Annotated in this window: 20 protein-coding genes; 8 read left to right on the top strand and 12 right to left on the bottom strand. The window is 57.3% G+C overall.

What is annotated here, in order from left to right:
• Window positions 1-38: 38 nt before the first annotated feature.
• Together M0R30_RS07780 and M0R30_RS07775 are read left to right on the top strand one after the other, a co-directional pair.
• On the top strand, window positions 39-452 hold the full coding sequence (locus M0R30_RS07780) for a hypothetical protein (protein WP_292545569.1): 414 nt from the start codon (window positions 39-41) through the stop codon (window positions 450-452).
• Window positions 453-565: 113 nt separating this feature from the next.
• The gene (locus tag M0R30_RS07775) at window positions 566-1531 is read left to right on the top strand and encodes a cytochrome c biogenesis protein CcdA (protein ID WP_292545567.1); all 966 of its coding nucleotides are present in this window, start codon (window positions 566-568) and stop codon (window positions 1529-1531) included.
• Between the two features lie 48 nt (window positions 1532-1579).
• Here M0R30_RS07775 and M0R30_RS07770 read toward each other — a convergent pair whose 3' ends face one another.
• Entirely contained in the window at window positions 1580-1864 is a 285-nt protein-coding gene (locus M0R30_RS07770; RefSeq protein WP_292545565.1) for a chorismate mutase, read from the bottom strand.
• A 98-nt stretch (window positions 1865-1962) separates the two neighbouring features.
• Between M0R30_RS07770 and M0R30_RS07765 the strand changes: the two genes are divergently transcribed.
• Window positions 1963-2616, top strand: a complete 654-nt coding sequence (locus M0R30_RS07765; RefSeq protein ID WP_292545563.1) for a site-2 protease family protein — start codon at window positions 1963-1965, stop codon at window positions 2614-2616.
• 15 nt (window positions 2617-2631) lie between these two features.
• Here the strand turns inward: M0R30_RS07765 and M0R30_RS07760 are convergent, their stop codons facing one another.
• The 7 genes from M0R30_RS07760 to M0R30_RS07730 all read right to left on the bottom strand — a co-directional run bounded on the left by M0R30_RS07760 (window position 2632) and on the right by M0R30_RS07730 (window position 6271).
• Window positions 2632-3237 carry a flavodoxin family protein gene (locus M0R30_RS07760; RefSeq protein WP_292545561.1) on the bottom strand — a complete coding sequence of 202 codons (606 nt, stop codon included), beginning with the start codon at window positions 3235-3237 and terminating at the stop codon, window positions 2632-2634.
• Window positions 3238-3244: 7 nt separating this feature from the next.
• On the bottom strand, window positions 3245-3859 hold the full coding sequence (locus tag M0R30_RS07755) for a flavodoxin family protein (RefSeq protein WP_292545559.1): 615 nt from the start codon (window positions 3857-3859) through the stop codon (window positions 3245-3247).
• A 69-nt stretch (window positions 3860-3928) separates the two neighbouring features.
• Window positions 3929-4582: a DUF5591 domain-containing protein gene (locus tag M0R30_RS07750; protein WP_292545557.1), complete on the bottom strand. Its 654-nt coding sequence runs from the start codon at window positions 4580-4582 to the stop codon at window positions 3929-3931.
• A 141-nt stretch (window positions 4583-4723) separates the two neighbouring features.
• The gene (locus tag M0R30_RS07745; RefSeq protein ID WP_292545555.1) at window positions 4724-5368 is read right to left on the bottom strand and encodes a peroxiredoxin; all 645 of its coding nucleotides are present in this window, start codon (window positions 5366-5368) and stop codon (window positions 4724-4726) included.
• A gap of 11 nt (window positions 5369-5379) precedes the next feature.
• On the bottom strand, window positions 5380-5793 hold the full coding sequence (locus tag M0R30_RS07740) for a carboxymuconolactone decarboxylase family protein (protein WP_292545553.1): 414 nt from the start codon (window positions 5791-5793) through the stop codon (window positions 5380-5382).
• Between the two features lie 3 nt (window positions 5794-5796).
• Window positions 5797-5922: a desulfoferrodoxin FeS4 iron-binding domain-containing protein gene (locus tag M0R30_RS07735; protein WP_292545551.1), complete on the bottom strand. Its 126-nt coding sequence runs from the start codon at window positions 5920-5922 to the stop codon at window positions 5797-5799.
• Between the two features lie 109 nt (window positions 5923-6031).
• The gene (locus M0R30_RS07730; RefSeq protein WP_292545849.1) at window positions 6032-6271 is read right to left on the bottom strand and encodes a hypothetical protein; all 240 of its coding nucleotides are present in this window, start codon (window positions 6269-6271) and stop codon (window positions 6032-6034) included.
• Between the two features lie 559 nt (window positions 6272-6830).
• On the opposite strand from M0R30_RS07730, the gene M0R30_RS07725 reads away from it, so the two are divergent.
• Complete coding sequence (locus M0R30_RS07725; RefSeq protein WP_292545548.1) at window positions 6831-7424, top strand: flavodoxin family protein; 594 nt, start codon at window positions 6831-6833, stop codon at window positions 7422-7424.
• Between the two features lie 109 nt (window positions 7425-7533).
• On the opposite strand, the gene radC is transcribed toward M0R30_RS07725, so the two are convergent.
• Window positions 7534-8196: a DNA repair protein RadC gene (gene radC / locus M0R30_RS07720; protein ID WP_292545546.1), complete on the bottom strand. Its 663-nt coding sequence runs from the start codon at window positions 8194-8196 to the stop codon at window positions 7534-7536.
• 202 nt (window positions 8197-8398) lie between these two features.
• Between radC and M0R30_RS07715 the strand changes: the two genes are divergently transcribed.
• A complete protein-coding gene (locus tag M0R30_RS07715) occupies window positions 8399-8902 on the top strand; it encodes a rubrerythrin family protein (protein ID WP_292545545.1) in 504 nt (167 codons plus the stop codon).
• Between the two features lie 8 nt (window positions 8903-8910).
• Here M0R30_RS07715 and M0R30_RS07710 read toward each other — a convergent pair whose 3' ends face one another.
• Entirely contained in the window at window positions 8911-10269 is a 1359-nt protein-coding gene (locus tag M0R30_RS07710; RefSeq protein ID WP_292545543.1) for a LamG domain-containing protein, read from the bottom strand.
• Window positions 10270-10383: 114 nt separating this feature from the next.
• Here M0R30_RS07710 and M0R30_RS07705 point away from each other — a divergent pair, with 114 nt between their 5' ends.
• Window positions 10384-11532 (top strand): FAD-dependent oxidoreductase, encoded by a 1149-nt coding sequence (locus M0R30_RS07705; protein WP_292545542.1) that lies wholly within the window; start codon window positions 10384-10386, stop codon window positions 11530-11532.
• Between the two features lie 18 nt (window positions 11533-11550).
• On the opposite strand, the gene tfrB is transcribed toward M0R30_RS07705, so the two are convergent.
• Window positions 11551-13014 (bottom strand): fumarate reductase (CoM/CoB) subunit TfrB, encoded by a 1464-nt coding sequence (gene tfrB / locus M0R30_RS07700; RefSeq protein WP_292545540.1) that lies wholly within the window; start codon window positions 13012-13014, stop codon window positions 11551-11553.
• A complete protein-coding gene (gene tfrA / locus M0R30_RS07695) occupies window positions 13011-14639 on the bottom strand; it encodes a fumarate reductase (CoM/CoB) subunit TfrA (RefSeq protein ID WP_292545538.1) in 1629 nt (542 codons plus the stop codon). The genes tfrB and tfrA overlap by 4 nt, the downstream gene beginning before the upstream one ends.
• Before the next feature lie 74 nt (window positions 14640-14713).
• On the opposite strand from tfrA, the gene M0R30_RS07690 reads away from it, so the two are divergent.
• A complete protein-coding gene (locus tag M0R30_RS07690; protein WP_292545536.1) occupies window positions 14714-16102 on the top strand; it encodes an aspartate kinase in 1389 nt (462 codons plus the stop codon).
• Entirely contained in the window at window positions 16095-17174 is a 1080-nt protein-coding gene (gene purM / locus M0R30_RS07685; protein WP_292545534.1) for a phosphoribosylformylglycinamidine cyclo-ligase, read from the top strand. Before M0R30_RS07690 ends, purM begins: the two co-directional genes overlap by 8 nt.
• Window positions 17175-17208: the final 34 nt, after the last annotated feature.

The raw sequence follows: 17208 nt of genomic DNA, 5'->3' as shown, positions 1-17208 counted from the left end.
ATCGAAAGAGTCGTTAATTAGCTACAAGGATTTTCCCTATGGACAAGACCATAAAGATCGTTGCAGTATTTCTTGCGGTTGTCGCGGTGATCAGTATTGCAGTCCTGATCTCAGGCATACCGGTCAAAGCTGACCCCGGTGTGCAGGAAAGCGGCATTGTTGCCACAGATTCGATATATTTCTTCTATGGCGAGGAATGTCCCGCTTGTCACTACGTGATGCCATTCGTCATCAATATGACGGAGAAATATCCCGGAGCAAATATCCAGATACGCGAAGTCTGGCATAACCAGACCAACCAGCAGCTGTACCAGCAGATAAATTCCGCTCTCGGTGTAGCCCGGACTGCTGTCCCCGAGGTCGTTATCGGCAGCACCGTCCTTACGGGCGGTGTGGAAATTCCCGAAAAATTCGAAGCGCTCATCCAGGCCTCCCTTAAAAAAAAAGCCTGACCCGGCTCTCACCCCTGGATGAGACTGCGGTTTCCGGTAACCCTCCCTCTTTTTCCGCCAGTACCATCCATGCGGTTTACTTCTATGGCGACGGGTGCGAACACTGTGAGAAAGTGAAGCCTGTCATTGTGGGCCTCCAGGAAAAATATCCCGAGATACAGCTCGAATCCCTGGAGATCTGGTATAACCAGACCAACCAGCAGAGGTTCGTGGAGATGAGCCGGCAGTATGCCACGAATAATGCCGGTATCCCGGTCATTTTCATCGGCGAGCAGGTGCTCATCGGGGATACTGCGATCAGGGACAGGTTCGAGGAATCCATCCTTGCAGAGAAGACGCGGATCGCATCGTGCAACATATCCCCTCTGACACCCGTTGCAGCGACAAACTGCACTCCGGCGGCCCCTGCACTGACACCGCAGATGGTGGTTGTGCCGGCACTGGTTGACAGCCTCAATCCCTGCGCACTCTCGGTCCTGATCTTCCTCCTCATATCAATAGCCGCGGCAGCAAACCGGAGGCGGATTTTGGTTATCGGCGGCTCGTACATCGCAGCGGTCTTCCTGTTCCACCTGCTCATGGGTGTAGGGATCTTCTCCTTCGTGAGCTTCTCCGGGTTCTCGAAGGTCTTCTCGCTCCTGGGAGCAACCCTTGCCGTGGTCCTCGGTGTCATAACACTGTCGGATGTGATCAGGGACAGGGAGACGTTCTTCCTCTCCGTCCCGGAATCCGGTAAAGGGCTCATGTCGCGTTATATCCGAATCGCCTCCGTATCCGCGGCGTTCATCCTCGGGATACTTGCCGGGCTCCTCGGGTTCTCCTGCACGGGAGGGATCTACATCAGCATCCTTGCCATGATGAGTCAAAGCATGACGATGTCGGCCGGCCTTCCCTGGCTCCTCCTCTACAACATCATCTTCGTTTTGCCTCTCGTGCTGGTGACACTCTTGGCAGCATACGGCATATCCCCGGAGAAAGCCGACACCTGGAGGATCGAACACAAGCGGTTCATCCGTTTTGTGATCGGTTTAATCATGATTGCCCTCGGGGTCGTGATCTTCCTCGGGTGGTTCGGGTAAGAAACCCCTTACTGTTTTTAAAAAAGGATCCTGACAGATTATTGGGGATTATGGCAGGTTGCCATCGCCGGAGCACTCCCGCTGGCACTCCTCGCTCATGGCAATGAGGATCTCAAAGATCGTTTTGACTGCGACCGGATCAATCTCAATCCCTTCAGCCTGGGTGGAGACGGATTCGAGGACATCCGCGGTCCGTTTCCCATCATGGATGGCAATCCCCTCCCGTATCTTGATCTCCGCCACCTGTTTTGCCAGTTCCTGCCGTTTTGCAATGAGGCGGATGATGGCGGCATCCACCATTGAGATCTCGGCCCGCACGTGTTCGAGGGACATACCATGTACTGTTCCTTTGCATTTGCATAAACGTAATGCTTACGAACCAAAACACCAAACACTTATTGAGAAAAATCCCATCTGATCTGGTGTCTCTCATGCTCGAACGTATCACCCGGCGCGAAGAAGCGGACCTTTTCATTGCCTGGATGGCGATCGCACTATCGTTTGCTATCATCAACATAGCCCCCTATGGCATACTCCAGCCTGTTATGGCAATCAACCCGGTCACCGCCCTGGTTTATTTCGGCATCGCGCTCCTGACGGTCGGTATCGGGTTTATCCTCCACGAGATGGCCCACAAGTTCGTGGCGATCCGGTTCGGTTACTGGGCGGAATTTGTCAAGGACAACACCATGCTCCTCATTGCCGTGGTCATGGCGGCGCTGGTCGGGTTCGTATTTGCAGCCCCGGGAGCAACGGTCATTTACTCCCAGGACGGCCGGGGCCTGACCCGGGAACAGGACGGGATCATCTCCGCGGCCGGGCCGGTCGTCAACCTTGTCCTGTGCCTGCTCTTTGCTGCCCTGTTCTTTGTCGTGGGCGGGAGAGCGGCATATATCAATCACAGTCTTATCGCCATGATCGGCCTGGCCGGTGTCCAGATCAATGCAATGATCGCAGCGTTCAACCTTCTCCCGATCAGCATCCTCGACGGGAGAAAAGTGCTCGCGTGGAACGTTGTGGCATTTATCGTTCTCATCGCTGCCGCGTTTGGAACACTGGTTGCGTCGTATTATCTCTTCCTCTGATCTTTTTTCAGAGGGTTATTGTTTTTTCAGGTTTTCCAGTACAGCGACAACCTGCTGCCCTTTGAGGAACGCATCTTTCATGGCGGTCGGATGGTTCTTGATTCCGCCATACTCGTCCATATTATTCGCAATGATGTTGTCGTAGTACTCGAATCCCGTGCCGTTGAAGAATGCGGTGATCATCGGAAACGCCCCGTCAAAGACATGGTCCCAGTTCTGGCCGGCCGTTGAGATGAAGAGCCCCTTGTGGCGCTGAATATGGTCGTTTGGGAAGAACATGGTTTTTATAACGAATTTGCGGGCCCAGAGGTACTGCCCCCGGTCGATAAACCCTTTGAGCTGGGCGGTGATCCCCATGCTGTAGATGGGAGAGGCGACAGCAACGCAGTCAGCAGCAAAGATCCTGTCGTATAAGAGCGGGGCATCATCCTTTACGATACAGTCCCCGCCTTTGTGACAGGCATTGCATCCACGACAGGGGGTGATATCAAGATCTTTGAGGATAACCTTCTCAACGCCTGCCCCGGCCTCCCGAGCCCCCTCGAGGAAGCTGTCAAGGAGCGTCTCGGTATTGCCATGCCTCCGGGGGCTTCCCGATATCCCAAGAACAGTAATCGTCATGGCAACCTCAGGCCAAAAGCCGTTTCTTCAGCTCGGCGATCATATCCTTCCCGAGTTTCATGGCATCGGCCTTCGCAGTTGGATGTCGTTCGATTGCGCCTTTCTCGTCAACATGGTTGATCATGAGGTAACTGATGTCGGCGTCCCGGATGTCAATCACGTGGTAGAAGCATTTGACGGACGGGATTGCAGCATCGAATACGTAGGGCCAGTCCTGGCCGGCACTGGCAAGGAATGCGCCGAGCCGCTTTCCCCTCCGTTCCGGTGGCACAACGGGAAGCTTGAGGACGAACTTCCGCGACCGGAAGACCTGCATACGGTCGATGAGGGCCTTGGGCAGGGCGGCGATGCCCATGCAGAAGATGGGGGAGGAGAGCAGGATGATATCTGCCTCGATGATCTTGTCGTGGTAGATGTCCATGCCGTCGCGCTGGACGCACTTATTCAACTTCTCGCAGGCATTGCACCCACGGCAGATATTGATATTTGCCTCGGTAAGCGGAACCTTCTCGATTGCGACTTCCGGATCCTCCGCCATCGATCCCAGCACCCAGTCGAGCAGCGTCTCCGAGTTCCCGTGCCGGCGGGGGCTGCCGGCAAAGGCGAGGACCTTGATCGTCATTATTCTGTTCTATGTTATCCGCGTTGAAAAACAATTGGATGGTGATACGAACCGGATCCTGTGCAACCGTTAACGGCCAGAGTCCCTGCCGAAGTGCGCATTCCGGAACCGGATCATCTCGTTTGTGAACTCGCCCAGGTACTCGTCCATCGAGAGGCTCCCCTCCTCGAATACGCAGTCCCCCTCCTCCACGACCTTGTTGATCATGTCCCGGGTGGGAAGGATGAGATCGATCTTTACCCCGGCCTTCTCCGATCCCCGGATCAACGCCTCGCGGAAGAGACCGATACAGTACGCGATCCGGAACCGGTAGGTACCCTTCGTCTTCTCAAGATACCCGGCAACGCGATCGGTCTCGATTTTAAGGAAATCGTCCAGGACCTTCTGGTCTTTGCACTTCCCGAGCATGTACTTGTAGTGGGCGTACGGGTACATCTCCTCGAGTTCCGCGGGGACAATGCCACAGGTTCCGAAGATGACGATATGGTATTGCGGCTCGGAGAACACCTGCGAGATGATCATCCGGATCAGCTGGTGGCTCGGGCTGGCGCTGTAGGGTTTCCGGACCGCACAGGGCATGAAGATGGCAATGTCTTTTGGTGCAACATCGTACTCATCGATGATATAGCGGTACGACTGCTCGAACTCCGGCAGGTAGAACGGGGGGTCGGTCAGGACCGGCCGTCCCCCTGTTTTCCCATCATCCTGTCCATTGTCCGCCATCGTCCTCCATACCAGATCGTTCCGGGAGCAGATGAACCCCGCGATCACCCGCTTGTCAGTCTGGGTTGCGTTAGCATCCTTTACGGATGACGTTACGGAAAAAAGGGGTGTCCGGATCTTTCTGATGGGTTGATACCGGACTCAGACTGTTTTGTAACAGAGGTACCAGTCCTTGTACTCGTACCCCTCGGATGGCCGCTTCTCCATCTCGGCTGCGGTCTTTGGAGGCGGGACGACAACCTTGTCGCCCGGTTGCCAGTTGGCCGGTGTCGAGACCTTGTACTTGTCCGTGGTCTGGAGCGCCTTCACAAGCCGGATGATCTCGGGCATGAACCTCCCGTTCTGGAGCGGGTAGTAGATCATGGCCCGCATGATCCCTTTGTCATCGATGAAGAAGACGCACCGGACCGCGGCAGTCGAGCTCTGGCCCGGGTGGATCATCCCGTACTTCTTTGCCACCTTCATGTTCAGGTCGGCGATGATCGGGAACGGGATCTGGACACCCATCATCTCTTTGATGTCATGCACCCAGCCCAGGTGGGACGAGATGCTGTCAACAGAGAGCCCGACCAGCTGGACATTCAGCGCCTTCAGCTCGTCGTATATGGCAGCAAATGCAAGGAACTCGGTAGTGCAGACCGGCGTGAAATCCGCGGGGTGGGAGAAGAGCACTACCCATTTCCCTTTCAGGCTGGAGAGCATGATCGGGCCATGGGTGGTCTCTGCTGTGAAGTCCGGGGCTGGTTCTCCCAGGACCGGGAATGAAACACATTCCTCTGTATCCATCGCGGGCCACCTTACTTTTTCATCACTTCATCGAGCTGGGCCTTGCCGTACACATAAGCCGGCATACCCGAGAGAAGGAACGTGACACGGAGCGCCTCTTCCACTTCCGCTTTCGTAACGCCAAGGCTGGCGGCTCCCGCGAGCTGGGCCCGTACCGCGTGCTGGTCCCTGAGGGCCGCAGCGATCGCAATGGCGATCAGCTTCTTGGTCTTCCTTGTGAGCTTGCCATCGTCCCAGATGTGGTTCTCGAACTTCATGACGAGATCGAACATTTCTGGGTCGTTCGTAGTCAGTTCCTTGAAGAATTTCGGGACCTTGCCGATCTTCTTCTCAAGCCCCTTCAGATCTTTTCCCCTTGTCGCTGCCTTCTTTACGGCCGGCTTCTTTGCCGGCGCCTTCCTCATCATTGGTTTTTTCACTGCCATGATTTACTCCTCCAGTTGCATTGCTTCTCCGCAGCAGATCAGTTCTCCGCCGCCGGCTTCCTTCACCTCAACAACATTACCGCAGATCTCGCACCTGAAGACCTGCCCCTCCTTTGAAACATTCACCATGTTCTTTGTCTCCCCAATTCTGGATTGATCCTGGTGCACAAATACCGGCCGGATGTTGCGGCCCCGGCACCAGCATTCGAATAACGGTGCGAAAAGAAAAAATAAGAGATCAGATGTTGCTCTTGCCGCGTTTTGGCGGGTTCTTTACATCTTCCGCCGTTTTGATGTCCGGCCTGATGTGGGTCATCGGGAAGCACTGGTACTCTTCACAGGCACAGGCAGGACATTTCCTGAGGTCCTGTTCGCTCTTGTCGAGCGTAAGCTCCTTTCCGCAGTCGATACACACGTATTTGCCCGGCCCAACTTTCTGGCCGGCGTTGTAGGTCTTCTGTTCGGTCAAATGAAACACCAAACCTCTCATCGACCCCAAAGATATATATGAATTGTGTTGATGCCAATCCGGCTTTTCATCTGTGATATCCCGGATTTATTTCACAAAAATGCTATCAGGTATAATCTCATCGGATGCCCCGTTTTTTGTGTTATGAGAGTGACCCCCTCTCTCTTCGAAGAACGCTAACGCGTTCTTCTGCAACCTCCCTTCGGTCGGTCCCCAGAGGGGGAGTCCGAATGGTCCAACAGGATCATGAGGACGCAGAAGAACCCGAAGGATTCTTCGAGGGCGGAGAAGATGCTGCGCATCTTCTCGTCTCGCTGTCCGAGACTGCGAAGACAGCCCAAGGGGTGCGCCCCCTTGACCCCCGTTGTAATCTCGAAAGTTTCAAACAACATTCTTGCCCAGCGAGGCCCCGACGAGGCGGCCGAGCGACCCCCGAAGGGGGTGGGCTTGCTCATATTCGTGATTATTTTGGGAAATTATTTCGGGATAGGACAATCCGGCTTTCATCGTGAATGACAGTCAGGCTTTTTTGCAAAACTATATGACCTCTTTGACCTCCAGTTGTTGTATGGCTGGCAGGGTAATCGGGATTCTGGGGAGTCCCCTCCCGGAGGGCAATACGGCACAACTGCTGGACCGGGCACTTGAGGGGGCAAAGGATGCCGGCTGCACGGTGGAAAAGATCGTGGTGACAAACCTCTGTTTCGATGCCTGCCAGGAGATGTTCTTCTGCAGGGACCACGAGACGTGCGTCATGGATGACGATATGCAGCAGCTGTACCCGAAGGTGCGGGATGCGGACAGTATCATCCTTGCAACACCGATCATGTGCATGGGAATCCCCGGGAAGCTCAAGTCTTTCATCGACCGCTGCCAGGTCTTTTTCATGGCAAAGTACCTGCGGAAAAAATCTCTTGTCCCAGCTGAAAAGAGAGTCGTGCGAAAGGCGCTCTTCATCTGCATCTCCGGTATGAAGGTCCCGGAAGTATTTGTCGGTGCCAAATTAACCGTGAAGGCATTCTTCGATATTATCGATTGTACGTACTGGGACGAACTGCTGGTCAGCGACATGGATACGATTGGCGACATCACGCAGCAGCCCGGGCTGATGGATGCCGCTTACGACAAGGGATTTGCACTGGGTAAGACACTCAATCCGTAAAGGCTCCATAAGGCTCCTATGTAAACTATCCATTCGAAGAACTCTGCTACGCTCGGTCGAAGACCTGATGGTCTTCTCCAGCCAGCGGTTCCTTTCAGGGACCACTGTCTCACACCAGCCCGCGTTCCCGCATGCTCAGGTGCCCGGTCTTCGTTACGATGACATGGTCGATGAGCTGGATCCCGACAAGGGACCCGGCCTCCTTGAGCTGGGTTGTGATCGCGATGTCCTGCGAGCTTGGTTCAAGGGAACCCGAGGGATGGTTATGGACGCAGATGATCGAGGCCGCCCGGTCCGTGATCGCATCGGCAAACACCTCCCGCGGGTGGACAAGGCTGTGGTTCAGCAGGCCGACCGTAATGATCCGGTTACCGAGCACTTCCCCGGCACCATTGAGCGTGATGCAACAGAAGTGTTCCTGCCGCTTGTCCCGGAGGTGGGCAACGAGGGGGAGGATATCGTTGGGTTTTGTGACCTTCCCACAAGCCGTGTCGGGTGCAAAATACCGCCTCCCCATCTCAAAACAGGCCATGATCTGGGATGCTTTCGTGGGGCCGATCCCCTCGAGTGCCCGGATGTCCTCATACCGGATGTCCCGCCTCTCATTCAGGATCCCGCAGATGTCCCTGGCGATTTCCCTGACATCCTTTCTCTTTGTCCCTCTCCCGATGATTGCCTCGATCAGTTCAGTATCCGAGAGTGCGGACGCACCTTTTTTTGCTATCTTCTCGCGGGGCCTGTCCTGAAACGGCACATCTCTCATTTTTCTCATACAGCACGGTATCCTGGCGGGCATACCCGGTTGCCATCCCGGAACCCGGCCTGCCTTTTTGCAATCACCATAATTCTGTGTTTTATTTATGTTAAATTATTCCCTGTCGCAAATGTACTGTATCGCCTGTCGTCTGGCTCCCTCCCGCCCTGATGCCGCATAAAGAATGTTTAAGAACCACTACCCGCCATACCATTCCCTTATGTCAACCATAGACAACGCGAAGGAAGCGTTCGCCGGAGAATCGCAGGCAAACCGGAAATACCAGGCGTTCTCGGAGAAAGCAGCTGAGGAGGGGTTCAAGGGTGTGGCCACCCTCTTCAGGGCGGCATCCGAGGCCGAGGCGATCCATGCAAAGAAACTGTTAAAAGTGCTCTCTGCCGTTGGCACGACTGCCCAGAACCTCGAAGGTGGGATCGCAGGAGAGACCGAAGAATTCACCACGATGTACCCGGGTTTTCTCAAAACCGCTGAGGCAGAGAACAAGACCGATGCGATCCTTGCATTTACCTACGCGATGAAGGCAGAGCAGGTGCATGCAGGGCTGTACAAGAAGGCCCTGGTTGCAGTAAAGGCCGGCCACGACCTCGGGAGGGAGAAGGTATTCCTCTGCCCGGTCTGTGGCAATATCGAACTCGGCAAGGCCCCAGACAAGTGTCCGATCTGTGGTGTTTTTGCCAAGCAGTTCCGGGAAATTACCCTGTAAATCTCTTTTTATTCTTTTGGTCCACCGTTATCGGTCTCAGTATTCCGCTCCGCACCCTTGCTCATTTCCCTGGCCTTCATCTTGCGCCGGTGCAGCCATACAACCACAACCAGTACCGCTATCAGGGTGGCCCATGATGCTGAATAGATCACGATGCCGGGATTCGCCAGGATATTCCTGGGAATAATCACCGGGGGAAGGGGGGGCGGTGCAATACACTGGAACTGCATCTCGACACTGGCCGGGAAACGGTATTTCCCGTCAAAATACCGGATATGCACCGTGGCGTTCCCGGAAGGGATCACACCCGCAACCGGTGCATTGTTGGTATTGGGAAATGCGATCGACCGGTCCACACGCTCTGTCCCGTCCGCAATCTCGATATACCAGGCATCCGGGTAGGCAGAGGAGAAGAGATCGCGTCCTTTGACGATAAGTTTTGAACCTTTTGGCACGGAAACATACCAGGTCCCGTTCTCCAGTTTATCGTTGAACTGGAGGGTCCGGAATGTAGTTTCCCCGGCATTGAGCTGCAATGTGCCGGAACTGGCTGTGCACGTGGTGAGGCCGACAGTCGCATTCGCAGGTTCAGGTGGGATGGTCTTTGGTTCTGCCGAGCAGCGGAACCGGTCATCCATGACCTGGCTGTATTCCAGCGCCGTATCATAGATCCTGACTTCATCCAGCCCGCCCTTCAGGTACCGGGAGCATTCGGGAGAGTCAGGTGTTGTAGATGACCCTGCATCCGCTCCGAGCATGACATAGTTTGGATATTCGTAGAGTATGCGACCCGATGCGTTGACGCGGTTCCTCAGCGCCCCATCAAGATAGATCTTCACGGCCTCCCCGTCATAGGTCCCCGTGACATGGTGCCAAAGGCCTGGTGTAATGCCCTCGTGTAGTACCGGGACACTGACACTACCGGATTTTTCAGTATAGACCGTCCACCACAGGTCGTTCCCGTCACCAAATCCCAGCCGGTATCCGCCATTCTTGTAACTTGAGACGAGAGTCTGGGAACCAAACGAGTCGACATAGAACCAGGTGGAAACGGTGATCTCGTTCTCCGGGTGGTTCAGGGAGGAGTACGGGATACTGACATGCTCTCCCGTCCCGTTGAAGAGGAGGGCGCCCCCGCAGCCGCCACCCTGGGTGCGCGTAGCCCCCGCGATCAAACCAGAGTTCCCGTGACCGGAGGCATCGAGAGCAATACTGCCACTCCCCTCGTTGAAGTCGAGGTAGGTCACAGGTTCTGCCTGCGTCTCGGTAGTGACCGTTTCGGCATGAACCGTGCCGGCAAGGAGAAGGAGTACGATGCAGAAAATGAAAAATCCTCTCAGCCTCCGGGCGGACGGGTCGGTGTTCATGGCTTGTCAATGGTGTATTTGAACTCGTCCAAAAAGAACATTGCGATGGGATCGGCAGCCATTCTGGTGCCCCCGTCACTATGTTTATATTTTTCAAGAGCCTTCTACGGGATAATGACCAGAGTCACCGTTTATTCGACAAAAAACTGCCCGTACTGCAGGATGGCCAAGGCATTTCTCGACAAATATGCCGTCCCGTACGACAGTATCGATGTCGGTGAGGATGAAACGGCTGCACGGAAGATGGTCGAGCTCTCCGGCCAGCGCGGGGTCCCGGTCATCACGGTAGACGATGAAGTGATCGTCGGGTTTGACTCGCAGCGGCTGAACGAGCTCTTCGGGGAGGTGAGGACCACGGACATTTATTCCGTCCTGATTGTCGGTGCCGGCCCGGCAGGGCTGACCGCGGGAGTCTACTGTGCCCGGAAGATGCTCAACACCATCATCATCAGCGAGAATATCGGAGGGCTGGCACTGGAATCGTGGGCGATCGAGAACTACATGGGCTACCGGATGATCACGGGCGAAGACCTGATGAAGAAGTTCGAGGAGCAGGTCAGGACACTGAATATCCGGCTGGAGCTGGACCGGGTCGTGTCTGTCGCCCGTGAGGAGGGGATCTTCGTGGTAACCACGGCCTCGGGGACCACGATCCGGGCACGGGCGCTGATCCTCACGCAGGGAAACCGCCCCCGGAAACTGGGTGTGGCAAACGAGGAACAGTATCTAGGCCGCGGGCTCTCGATCTGTTCTACCTGTGACGGGCCGCTCTTCAAGGGGAAGCGTGTCGCGGTGGTCGGCGGGGGCAATTCGGCGCTCCAGACCGCGATCGAGATGAGCCGGATCGCTGCCTCCGTAAGCCTGATCGTCCGGAGCACGGTTAAGGCCGACCCGGTCTATGTCGGGAAACTGGACGAGATCAAGAATATCACACTCTATAAAAACACGCAGATCTCGTCACTTCATGGCGACAAGTTCCTGAGCGGGATCACGATTAAGGATGAGTCGGGCAGGGAACAGGTGATGGATCTTGATGGCGTCTTCCTTGAGATCGGCTGGCTCCCAAACTCGGACATGGTCGATGGGCTCGTTGCCCTGAACGAAAAGAAAGAGATCATTGTTGACTGCGATGGCAGGACGAGCGTGCCCGGTATCTTTGCTGCCGGCGATGTGACGAATGTCAGGAGCAAACAGATCATCATCGCTGCCGGCGACGGTGCAAAAGCGGCGCTCGAGGCCTACGAGTACCTGGTGAAACAGTAAGGAACGGGGTGCCGGACCTCAATCCTTCCCCGCTGCAGTCTTCCGGTCTTTTTCCCGGTACCCTTCCAGCAGCACTGTTGCGATATTTTTCACCGGCTTGTCGGTGTGCCCGGCAATGTGGAACTCGCAGAACGGGCAGGAGGTGATGACGATCTCCGCACCGGTCTTTTTTATCTCCTCGCCCCGCCGCTTCCCGAGTGCTGCGGCCTCGTCCGGGTTGCCGGCCCGGACACCGCCACCAGAACCGCAGCAGATGGACGGCATCTCCACGAGATCGACAACCTGCCGGATCAGTTCGCGGGGCTGGTCATGGATATCCTGCCCCCGCATGAGATGGCAGGGGTCATGGTATGTTGCCTTGATCGGGAGTTTCGCGGGCGCCTCGATGCCGTACTGTGTGAGGAGCTCGTTGATGTCAATCACGGTGAATGGCGTCTGGTAATCGTGCTTCAGCGTGGTGCCGCAACCGGCGCACATGGTCAGGACAGTGTCGATGCCCCTTGAAGTGAAGGTCTCGATGTTGCGCTGTTTGAGTTCATCCACGTATGCGAGCTGCCCGGTCCGGATAAGTGGCGAGCCGCAGCAGACCTGTTCCTTCGGGATGATGACCCGGATCCCGTTGCGTTTGAGGACTTCCATTGCATCGAGCGCAGACTGCTGCTGACGGAGGTTGTAGACGCAGCCGATGAATAAGCCGACCGTTGCCTTGACCGGCCCATCGGGTTCGATGACGTCGCCCACCTTTTCAAGGAACGATTCGGAAGTGCGGGGAATACTCCGGCCGGTCTCCTTGACCATTGCCGCAACCTCCTTGTGCCGGGGCAGCGTGAAGCCGCGCCGGTTTGCGTGTGCCCGGAGTTTCTCGATCGCTTTTGCCGGGGTCTCGATCTTCTTGGGGCAGACCTTCCAGCAGGCCTGGCAGGTGGTGCAGGTGAAGAGGCCGTCCCGGACGGCGTCCAAGATCCGGTCGCCACTGTCGCGGGGATCAAGGGCGAGCCGCATCTCCTGCCGCATCGCGGTCGGGCCGAGGAATTTTGTCACGTCCACCGCAGGGCAGGCAGAGACACAGCAGAGGCACTCGATGCAGTCCTTGAGCGGTTTTATTGCGTCTATGTCCGCCTTCTTCGGGAGCACGACTTCCGTCTTTGGCAGGAGGGATGCGATCTGGTCGAGCCGTGGCACGAGATCGGTGATGAGGTCTTTCTTCACTGCGAGGTTCAGGGGCTCGATCGTGATCCGGTCCTTTGCCTCCTCCATGCAGGCAAGCACCGGCTCGCCATTCACGCGGACAGCGCACGATCCGCACTGGCCCGAGGCGCAGGAATAGCGGTACGAGAGGGTGGGGTCGATGCTGTCGTGGATCGCGTGCAGCACGTTGAGGACGCGGGCGCCCTCGCTGACCCTGACGGTGTAGGTCACGAACCGGGGTTCCTTGTCCACGTCCGGGTCGAACCGCCGGACCGTGACCGTCAGCTCCTTCATGCCTTCACCTCCCGTGTCTCGATCCCTTCTCGGGCGTTGGAGACGAACGTGTGGCCGAAGGGCGAGTACTCTGCATCGTGGGTCGCGGTGATATCCGTGCGGACATGCGCCCCGCGTGACTCCGTGCGGAGCAGGGCAGACCGGCAGATGAGCGAAGCGGTCAGGCACATGTTCTGGACAATGCAGCATTCCGCAAGGTTCCGTGCCGAGGCGGCCTTCAGGTTCACGGTCTGGAGCTGCCTGATCGTCTGGAGTGTCTCCTCAAGAGCACCCGCGTTCCGGAAGATGCCGGCACCCTGCCACATGGCGAGCTGGAGTTTCTTCCTTACCTGCGCCGGGTTCATGCTCCCGGTGAGGAACCCGTCAAGCCGCTTCTGCCACGTATCGACCTGCCGCTCGTCTGCTGTCTTCTGCCGCTTCCCGGCCTTTCCTGCCGCCTCCCCGGCGCGTTTCCCGAAGACCTGCGTCTCGGCAAGGGCATTGCCCCCGAGCCGGTTGGCGCCATGCACACCGCCGGAGACTTCGCCGCAGGCAAAGAGCCCGGGCAGGGTGGTCCGGCATTCGGGTGTGATCCGGAGGCCGCCCATGATGTGGTGGGCTGTCGGTGCCACTTCCATCGGGGCCGTACGGATGTCCACACCGAATTTTAAGAACTGTTCGAGCATCACCGGCAACCGGCTCTCGATCTGTTCGCGGGGCAGGTGGGTGACATCGAGGTGTACTCCCCCGTTTTGTGTCCCCCTCCCCTTGAGGATCTCGGTGGCGATGGCCCGTGCCACCACGTCGCGGGTGGAAAGTTCCATACGGGCGGGGTCGTACGTTTTCATGAACCGCTCGCCCTGTGAGTTTTTAAGAACGCCCCCCTCGCCCCGGACCGCCTCGGTCACGAGCCGGCCCCGGGCATCGTACGGGAAGACCGCGCCGGTCGGGTGGAACTGGACCATCTCCATGTCGATCAGTTCGGCGCCGGCCCGGTATCCCATCGCATACCCGTCACCGGTACCGCTCGACGAGTTGGTGGAGATGTCGTAGACCTTCGTACCCCCTCCCGTTGCAAGGACCGTGCTGTCCGCTTTCATGAGGACAATGGTGCCCTTCTCGTCCAGCGCGATTGCCCCGGTGACCGTGTCCCCGTCCCTCAGCAGATCAATGACGGTATATTCCTGAAGTGTTGTGACATCCGTTGCAGCGAGCCGGTCCACGAGCGTCATCATCATCTCGTGGCCGGTCCGGTCGCCCGCGTAACAGGTCCGGGGAAACCGCTGGCCCCCAAACGGCCGCTGGGCAATTTCGTCCGCATCGGTGAAATCGAACACGGCCCCCCACTTCACGAGGTCCCCCATCCTCAGGGGAGCCTCTTTTGTCAGGATGTTCACGAGTTCCGGATCGTTGAGGTATGCTCCGCCTTTCAGCGTGTCCTCGTAATGGATCCCGCACGAGTCCTGTTCGCGGAGCACCGCATTGAACCCGCCTTCTGCCATCGTGGTGCACCCGCCTTTCCCCACGATGGTCTTGGAGATGAGGACCGTGTCGCCGTACTGCGACGCCTCAATGGCAGCACGGACGCCCGCACCGCCGCTCCCGATCACCAGTACGTGACAGTCCACAACCTCATCTGCAAGCATCTTATTATTTTGTGGATCGTATAGTTACATAAATAAATGGCACGTCCAGAGTGAGAGGAAGAATGAGATTTCTGATGAAATTCGGTGGGACATCCGTTGCCGATGCCCAGTGTATCCAGCGTGTTGTCGACATCCTCGAGAAACACCACAAAGCAGGAGACGAACTTGCCGTTGTCGTATCGGCACAGCGTGGCGTGACCGACCAGCTCATCGCGGTTGCAACGGCTCTTCCCACCGCAAAGGACGATACTGCCATTGTACCCCTGATCCGGGCCTTAAGCAAACGCCATATCACGACGCTCGAAGGAGCGGCACCCGACTACGTTGCGGAAGTCGGGGCGGATATGGAAGAGCACCTGATCCGGCTCCAGAACATCCTCTTTGCGATCTATAACCTGCGGGAACTCACTCCCCGCTCGAAAGACTACATCATCTCATTTGGCGAACGGCTGCTCGCCCCGATCCTCTCTGCTGCCATACGGCAGCGGGGCATTGCCTCGACCGTGATGGATGGCTGCGAGGCCGGTATCCTCACTACCGCCCAGCACGGCGAGTCCATGTCCCTCCCGGACAGTGACGAGCGGATCAAGCGCCGGATCGGCCCCCTCCTCGGGAAAGAGATACCGGTGATCATGGGGTTCATGGGCTGCACCCGCGAGGGGGTCCTCACCACCCTCGGCCGGAGCGGTTCGGATTATTCTGCCTCCATTGTCGGTGCGGGTATCGATGCAGACGAGATCTGGACATGGACCGACGTGGACGGGATCATGACCTGTGACCCCCGGGTGATCAACGATGCCCGCGTGATGACCTCGCTGTCCTATATTGAAGTGATGGAGCTCTCGTATTTTGGTGCGAAGGTGATGCACCCCCGTTCGATCGAGCCGGCCATGAGGAAAGGTATCCTGGTCCGGGTGAAGAACACCTTCAACCCCGGTCACCCGGGCACGGTGATTGTAAGGGACGGTAAGCGGGACCACCGTGTCGTGAAAGCACTCACCTACATCGACAAGGTTGCGGCCATCAACATCTGCGGCGCCCAGATGATCGGGAGGCCCGGTGTTGCAAAGGCGATCTTCACGATCCTCGCCGATCACGAAGTGAACGTGATGATGATCTCGCAGGGTTCGAGCGAGGCGAACATTTCGCTGATCGTGGACGAGACGCATGTCTCCGCTGCGGTGAAGGCCCTTGGCGAGCTGACGAAGCAGGGCGTTGTCCGGCAGGTCTCCCACAACCACGATGTCTGTGCGGTCGCGGTGGTCGGGGCCGGCATGGCCGGGGCGCCCGGCACCGGCGGGCGGATCTTCACGGCGCTTGGCAAGGCGGGCGTGAACGTGATGATGATCTCGCAGGGATCGAGCGAAGCGAATATCTCGTTTGTCGTGAGCCAGAACGACGGCCCGCGTGCGGTCCGGGTGCTCCACGACGAGTTCCATCTTTCGGAGGAGAGCGATGAGTAAGACAATGGCAAAGAAACCTGCAACAAAAAAGATGGCCATAAAGAAGCCCGCAGCAAAGAAAACGCCGGTCAAGAAACCGGCAGCGAAGAGTGCCTATGCCCAGGCCGGCGTGGACATCGACCTTGAGGCAACAGCGATCAAGGCGCTGATCAAAAACCTGAAGCACCGGCGCAAGGGCAGGTACGCGATGATGGGCGCTGTCGGCCACTTCGCCGGCCTCATCGACTTCGGCCCGCTCGCCCTCGCCCTGACCACGGACGGCGTGGGCACCAAGATGCTCGTTGCCGACCAGCAGGAGGACTGGAGCACGGTCGGGATTGACTGCATCGCAATGAACGTGAATGACCTTTACGTCATGAACATGGAGCCCGTATCGTTTGTCGACTACATCGCGACCGACAAGCTCTCGATGGAGAAGATGGCCCAGATCGGCAAGGGTTTGAACGAGGGTGCGAAGCAGGCGAACATCGATATCGTCGGCGGCGAGACCGCCTCCCTCCGCGGTCTGGTCCACGGCCTTGACCTCGCGGGCGCCTGCCTTGGCGTCCAGGAGAAGAAGAAGATCATCACGGGTGAGAAGATCAAGCCCGGCAACAGGATCGTGGGCGTCCCGTCCACCGGTGTCCACAGCAACGGCCTCTCGCTTGCCCGCCGCGTTGTCGAGAAGTACGCGGACTACGATACGAAGCTGAAGAACAAAAAGACCCTTGGGCAGGAGCTCCTCACCCCGACCCGGATCTACAGCGAAGTCCTGAAGGTGACGGCGAAGTGCACGGTGCACGGCATGTGTCACGTGACCGGTGGCGGCCTCCTGAACTTCAAGCGCCTCTCCAAGTACGGGTTCGTGTTCGACAACCCGATCAAGCCTCCCGAGATCTTCTCCTGGATGCAGAAGGCCGGCGACATCTCGGACGAGGAGATGTACCGGACGTTCAACATGGGCATGGGCTATGCATACGTTGTACCGGAGAAGAGCGTGGCGTGCGTGTTGAAGATGGTGAAGGGAGCTCAGGTTGTGGGTGAGGTTGTCAAGGAGTCGGGGGCGTGGCTCGGGGAGATTGAGATCACCTGAAATCCGACTATTAGTATCCTTTTTTATATCCATA

Origin of the sequence: Methanoregula sp. (assembly GCF_023227875.1) — an archaeon.
Lineage (GTDB): Archaea > Halobacteriota > Methanomicrobia > Methanomicrobiales > Methanospirillaceae > Methanoregula.
The sequence above is the reverse complement of the archived record's forward strand: the minus strand, read 5'-3'. Positions and strand labels throughout refer to the sequence as shown.

Bases quoted from the DNA above. Each gene is read 5' to 3' on its own strand.
- M0R30_RS07750 (WP_292545557.1), bottom strand. From the start codon at position 4,582: ATGGCGGACAATGGACAGGATGATGGGAAAACAGGGGGACGGCCGGTC.
- M0R30_RS07765 (WP_292545563.1), top strand. From the start codon at position 1,963: ATGCTCGAACGTATCACCCGGCGCGAAGAAGCGGACCTTTTCATTGCC.
- M0R30_RS07735 (WP_292545551.1), bottom strand. From the start codon at position 5,922: ATGGTGAATGTTTCAAAGGAGGGGCAGGTCTTCAGGTGCGAGATCTGC.
- M0R30_RS07780 (WP_292545569.1), top strand. From the start codon at position 39: ATGGACAAGACCATAAAGATCGTTGCAGTATTTCTTGCGGTTGTCGCG.
- radC (WP_292545546.1), bottom strand. From the start codon at position 8,196: ATGAGAAAAATGAGAGATGTGCCGTTTCAGGACAGGCCCCGCGAGAAG.
- tfrB (WP_292545540.1), bottom strand. From the start codon at position 13,014: ATGAAGGAGCTGACGGTCACGGTCCGGCGGTTCGACCCGGACGTGGAC.
- M0R30_RS07745 (WP_292545555.1), bottom strand. From the start codon at position 5,368: ATGGATACAGAGGAATGTGTTTCATTCCCGGTCCTGGGAGAACCAGCC.
- M0R30_RS07760 (WP_292545561.1), bottom strand. From the start codon at position 3,237: ATGACGATTACTGTTCTTGGGATATCGGGAAGCCCCCGGAGGCATGGC.
- M0R30_RS07770 (WP_292545565.1), bottom strand. From the start codon at position 1,864: ATGTCCCTCGAACACGTGCGGGCCGAGATCTCAATGGTGGATGCCGCC.
- M0R30_RS07715 (WP_292545545.1), top strand. From the start codon at position 8,399: ATGTCAACCATAGACAACGCGAAGGAAGCGTTCGCCGGAGAATCGCAG.
- M0R30_RS07725 (WP_292545548.1), top strand. From the start codon at position 6,831: ATGGCTGGCAGGGTAATCGGGATTCTGGGGAGTCCCCTCCCGGAGGGC.
- M0R30_RS07690 (WP_292545536.1), top strand. From the start codon at position 14,714: ATGAAATTCGGTGGGACATCCGTTGCCGATGCCCAGTGTATCCAGCGT.
- M0R30_RS07755 (WP_292545559.1), bottom strand. From the start codon at position 3,859: ATGACGATCAAGGTCCTCGCCTTTGCCGGCAGCCCCCGCCGGCACGGG.
- tfrA (WP_292545538.1), bottom strand. From the start codon at position 14,639: ATGCTTGCAGATGAGGTTGTGGACTGTCACGTACTGGTGATCGGGAGC.
- M0R30_RS07705 (WP_292545542.1), top strand. From the start codon at position 10,384: ATGACCAGAGTCACCGTTTATTCGACAAAAAACTGCCCGTACTGCAGG.
- purM (WP_292545534.1), top strand. From the start codon at position 16,095: ATGAGTAAGACAATGGCAAAGAAACCTGCAACAAAAAAGATGGCCATA.
- M0R30_RS07710 (WP_292545543.1), bottom strand. From the start codon at position 10,269: ATGAACACCGACCCGTCCGCCCGGAGGCTGAGAGGATTTTTCATTTTC.
- M0R30_RS07740 (WP_292545553.1), bottom strand. From the start codon at position 5,793: ATGGCAGTGAAAAAACCAATGATGAGGAAGGCGCCGGCAAAGAAGCCG.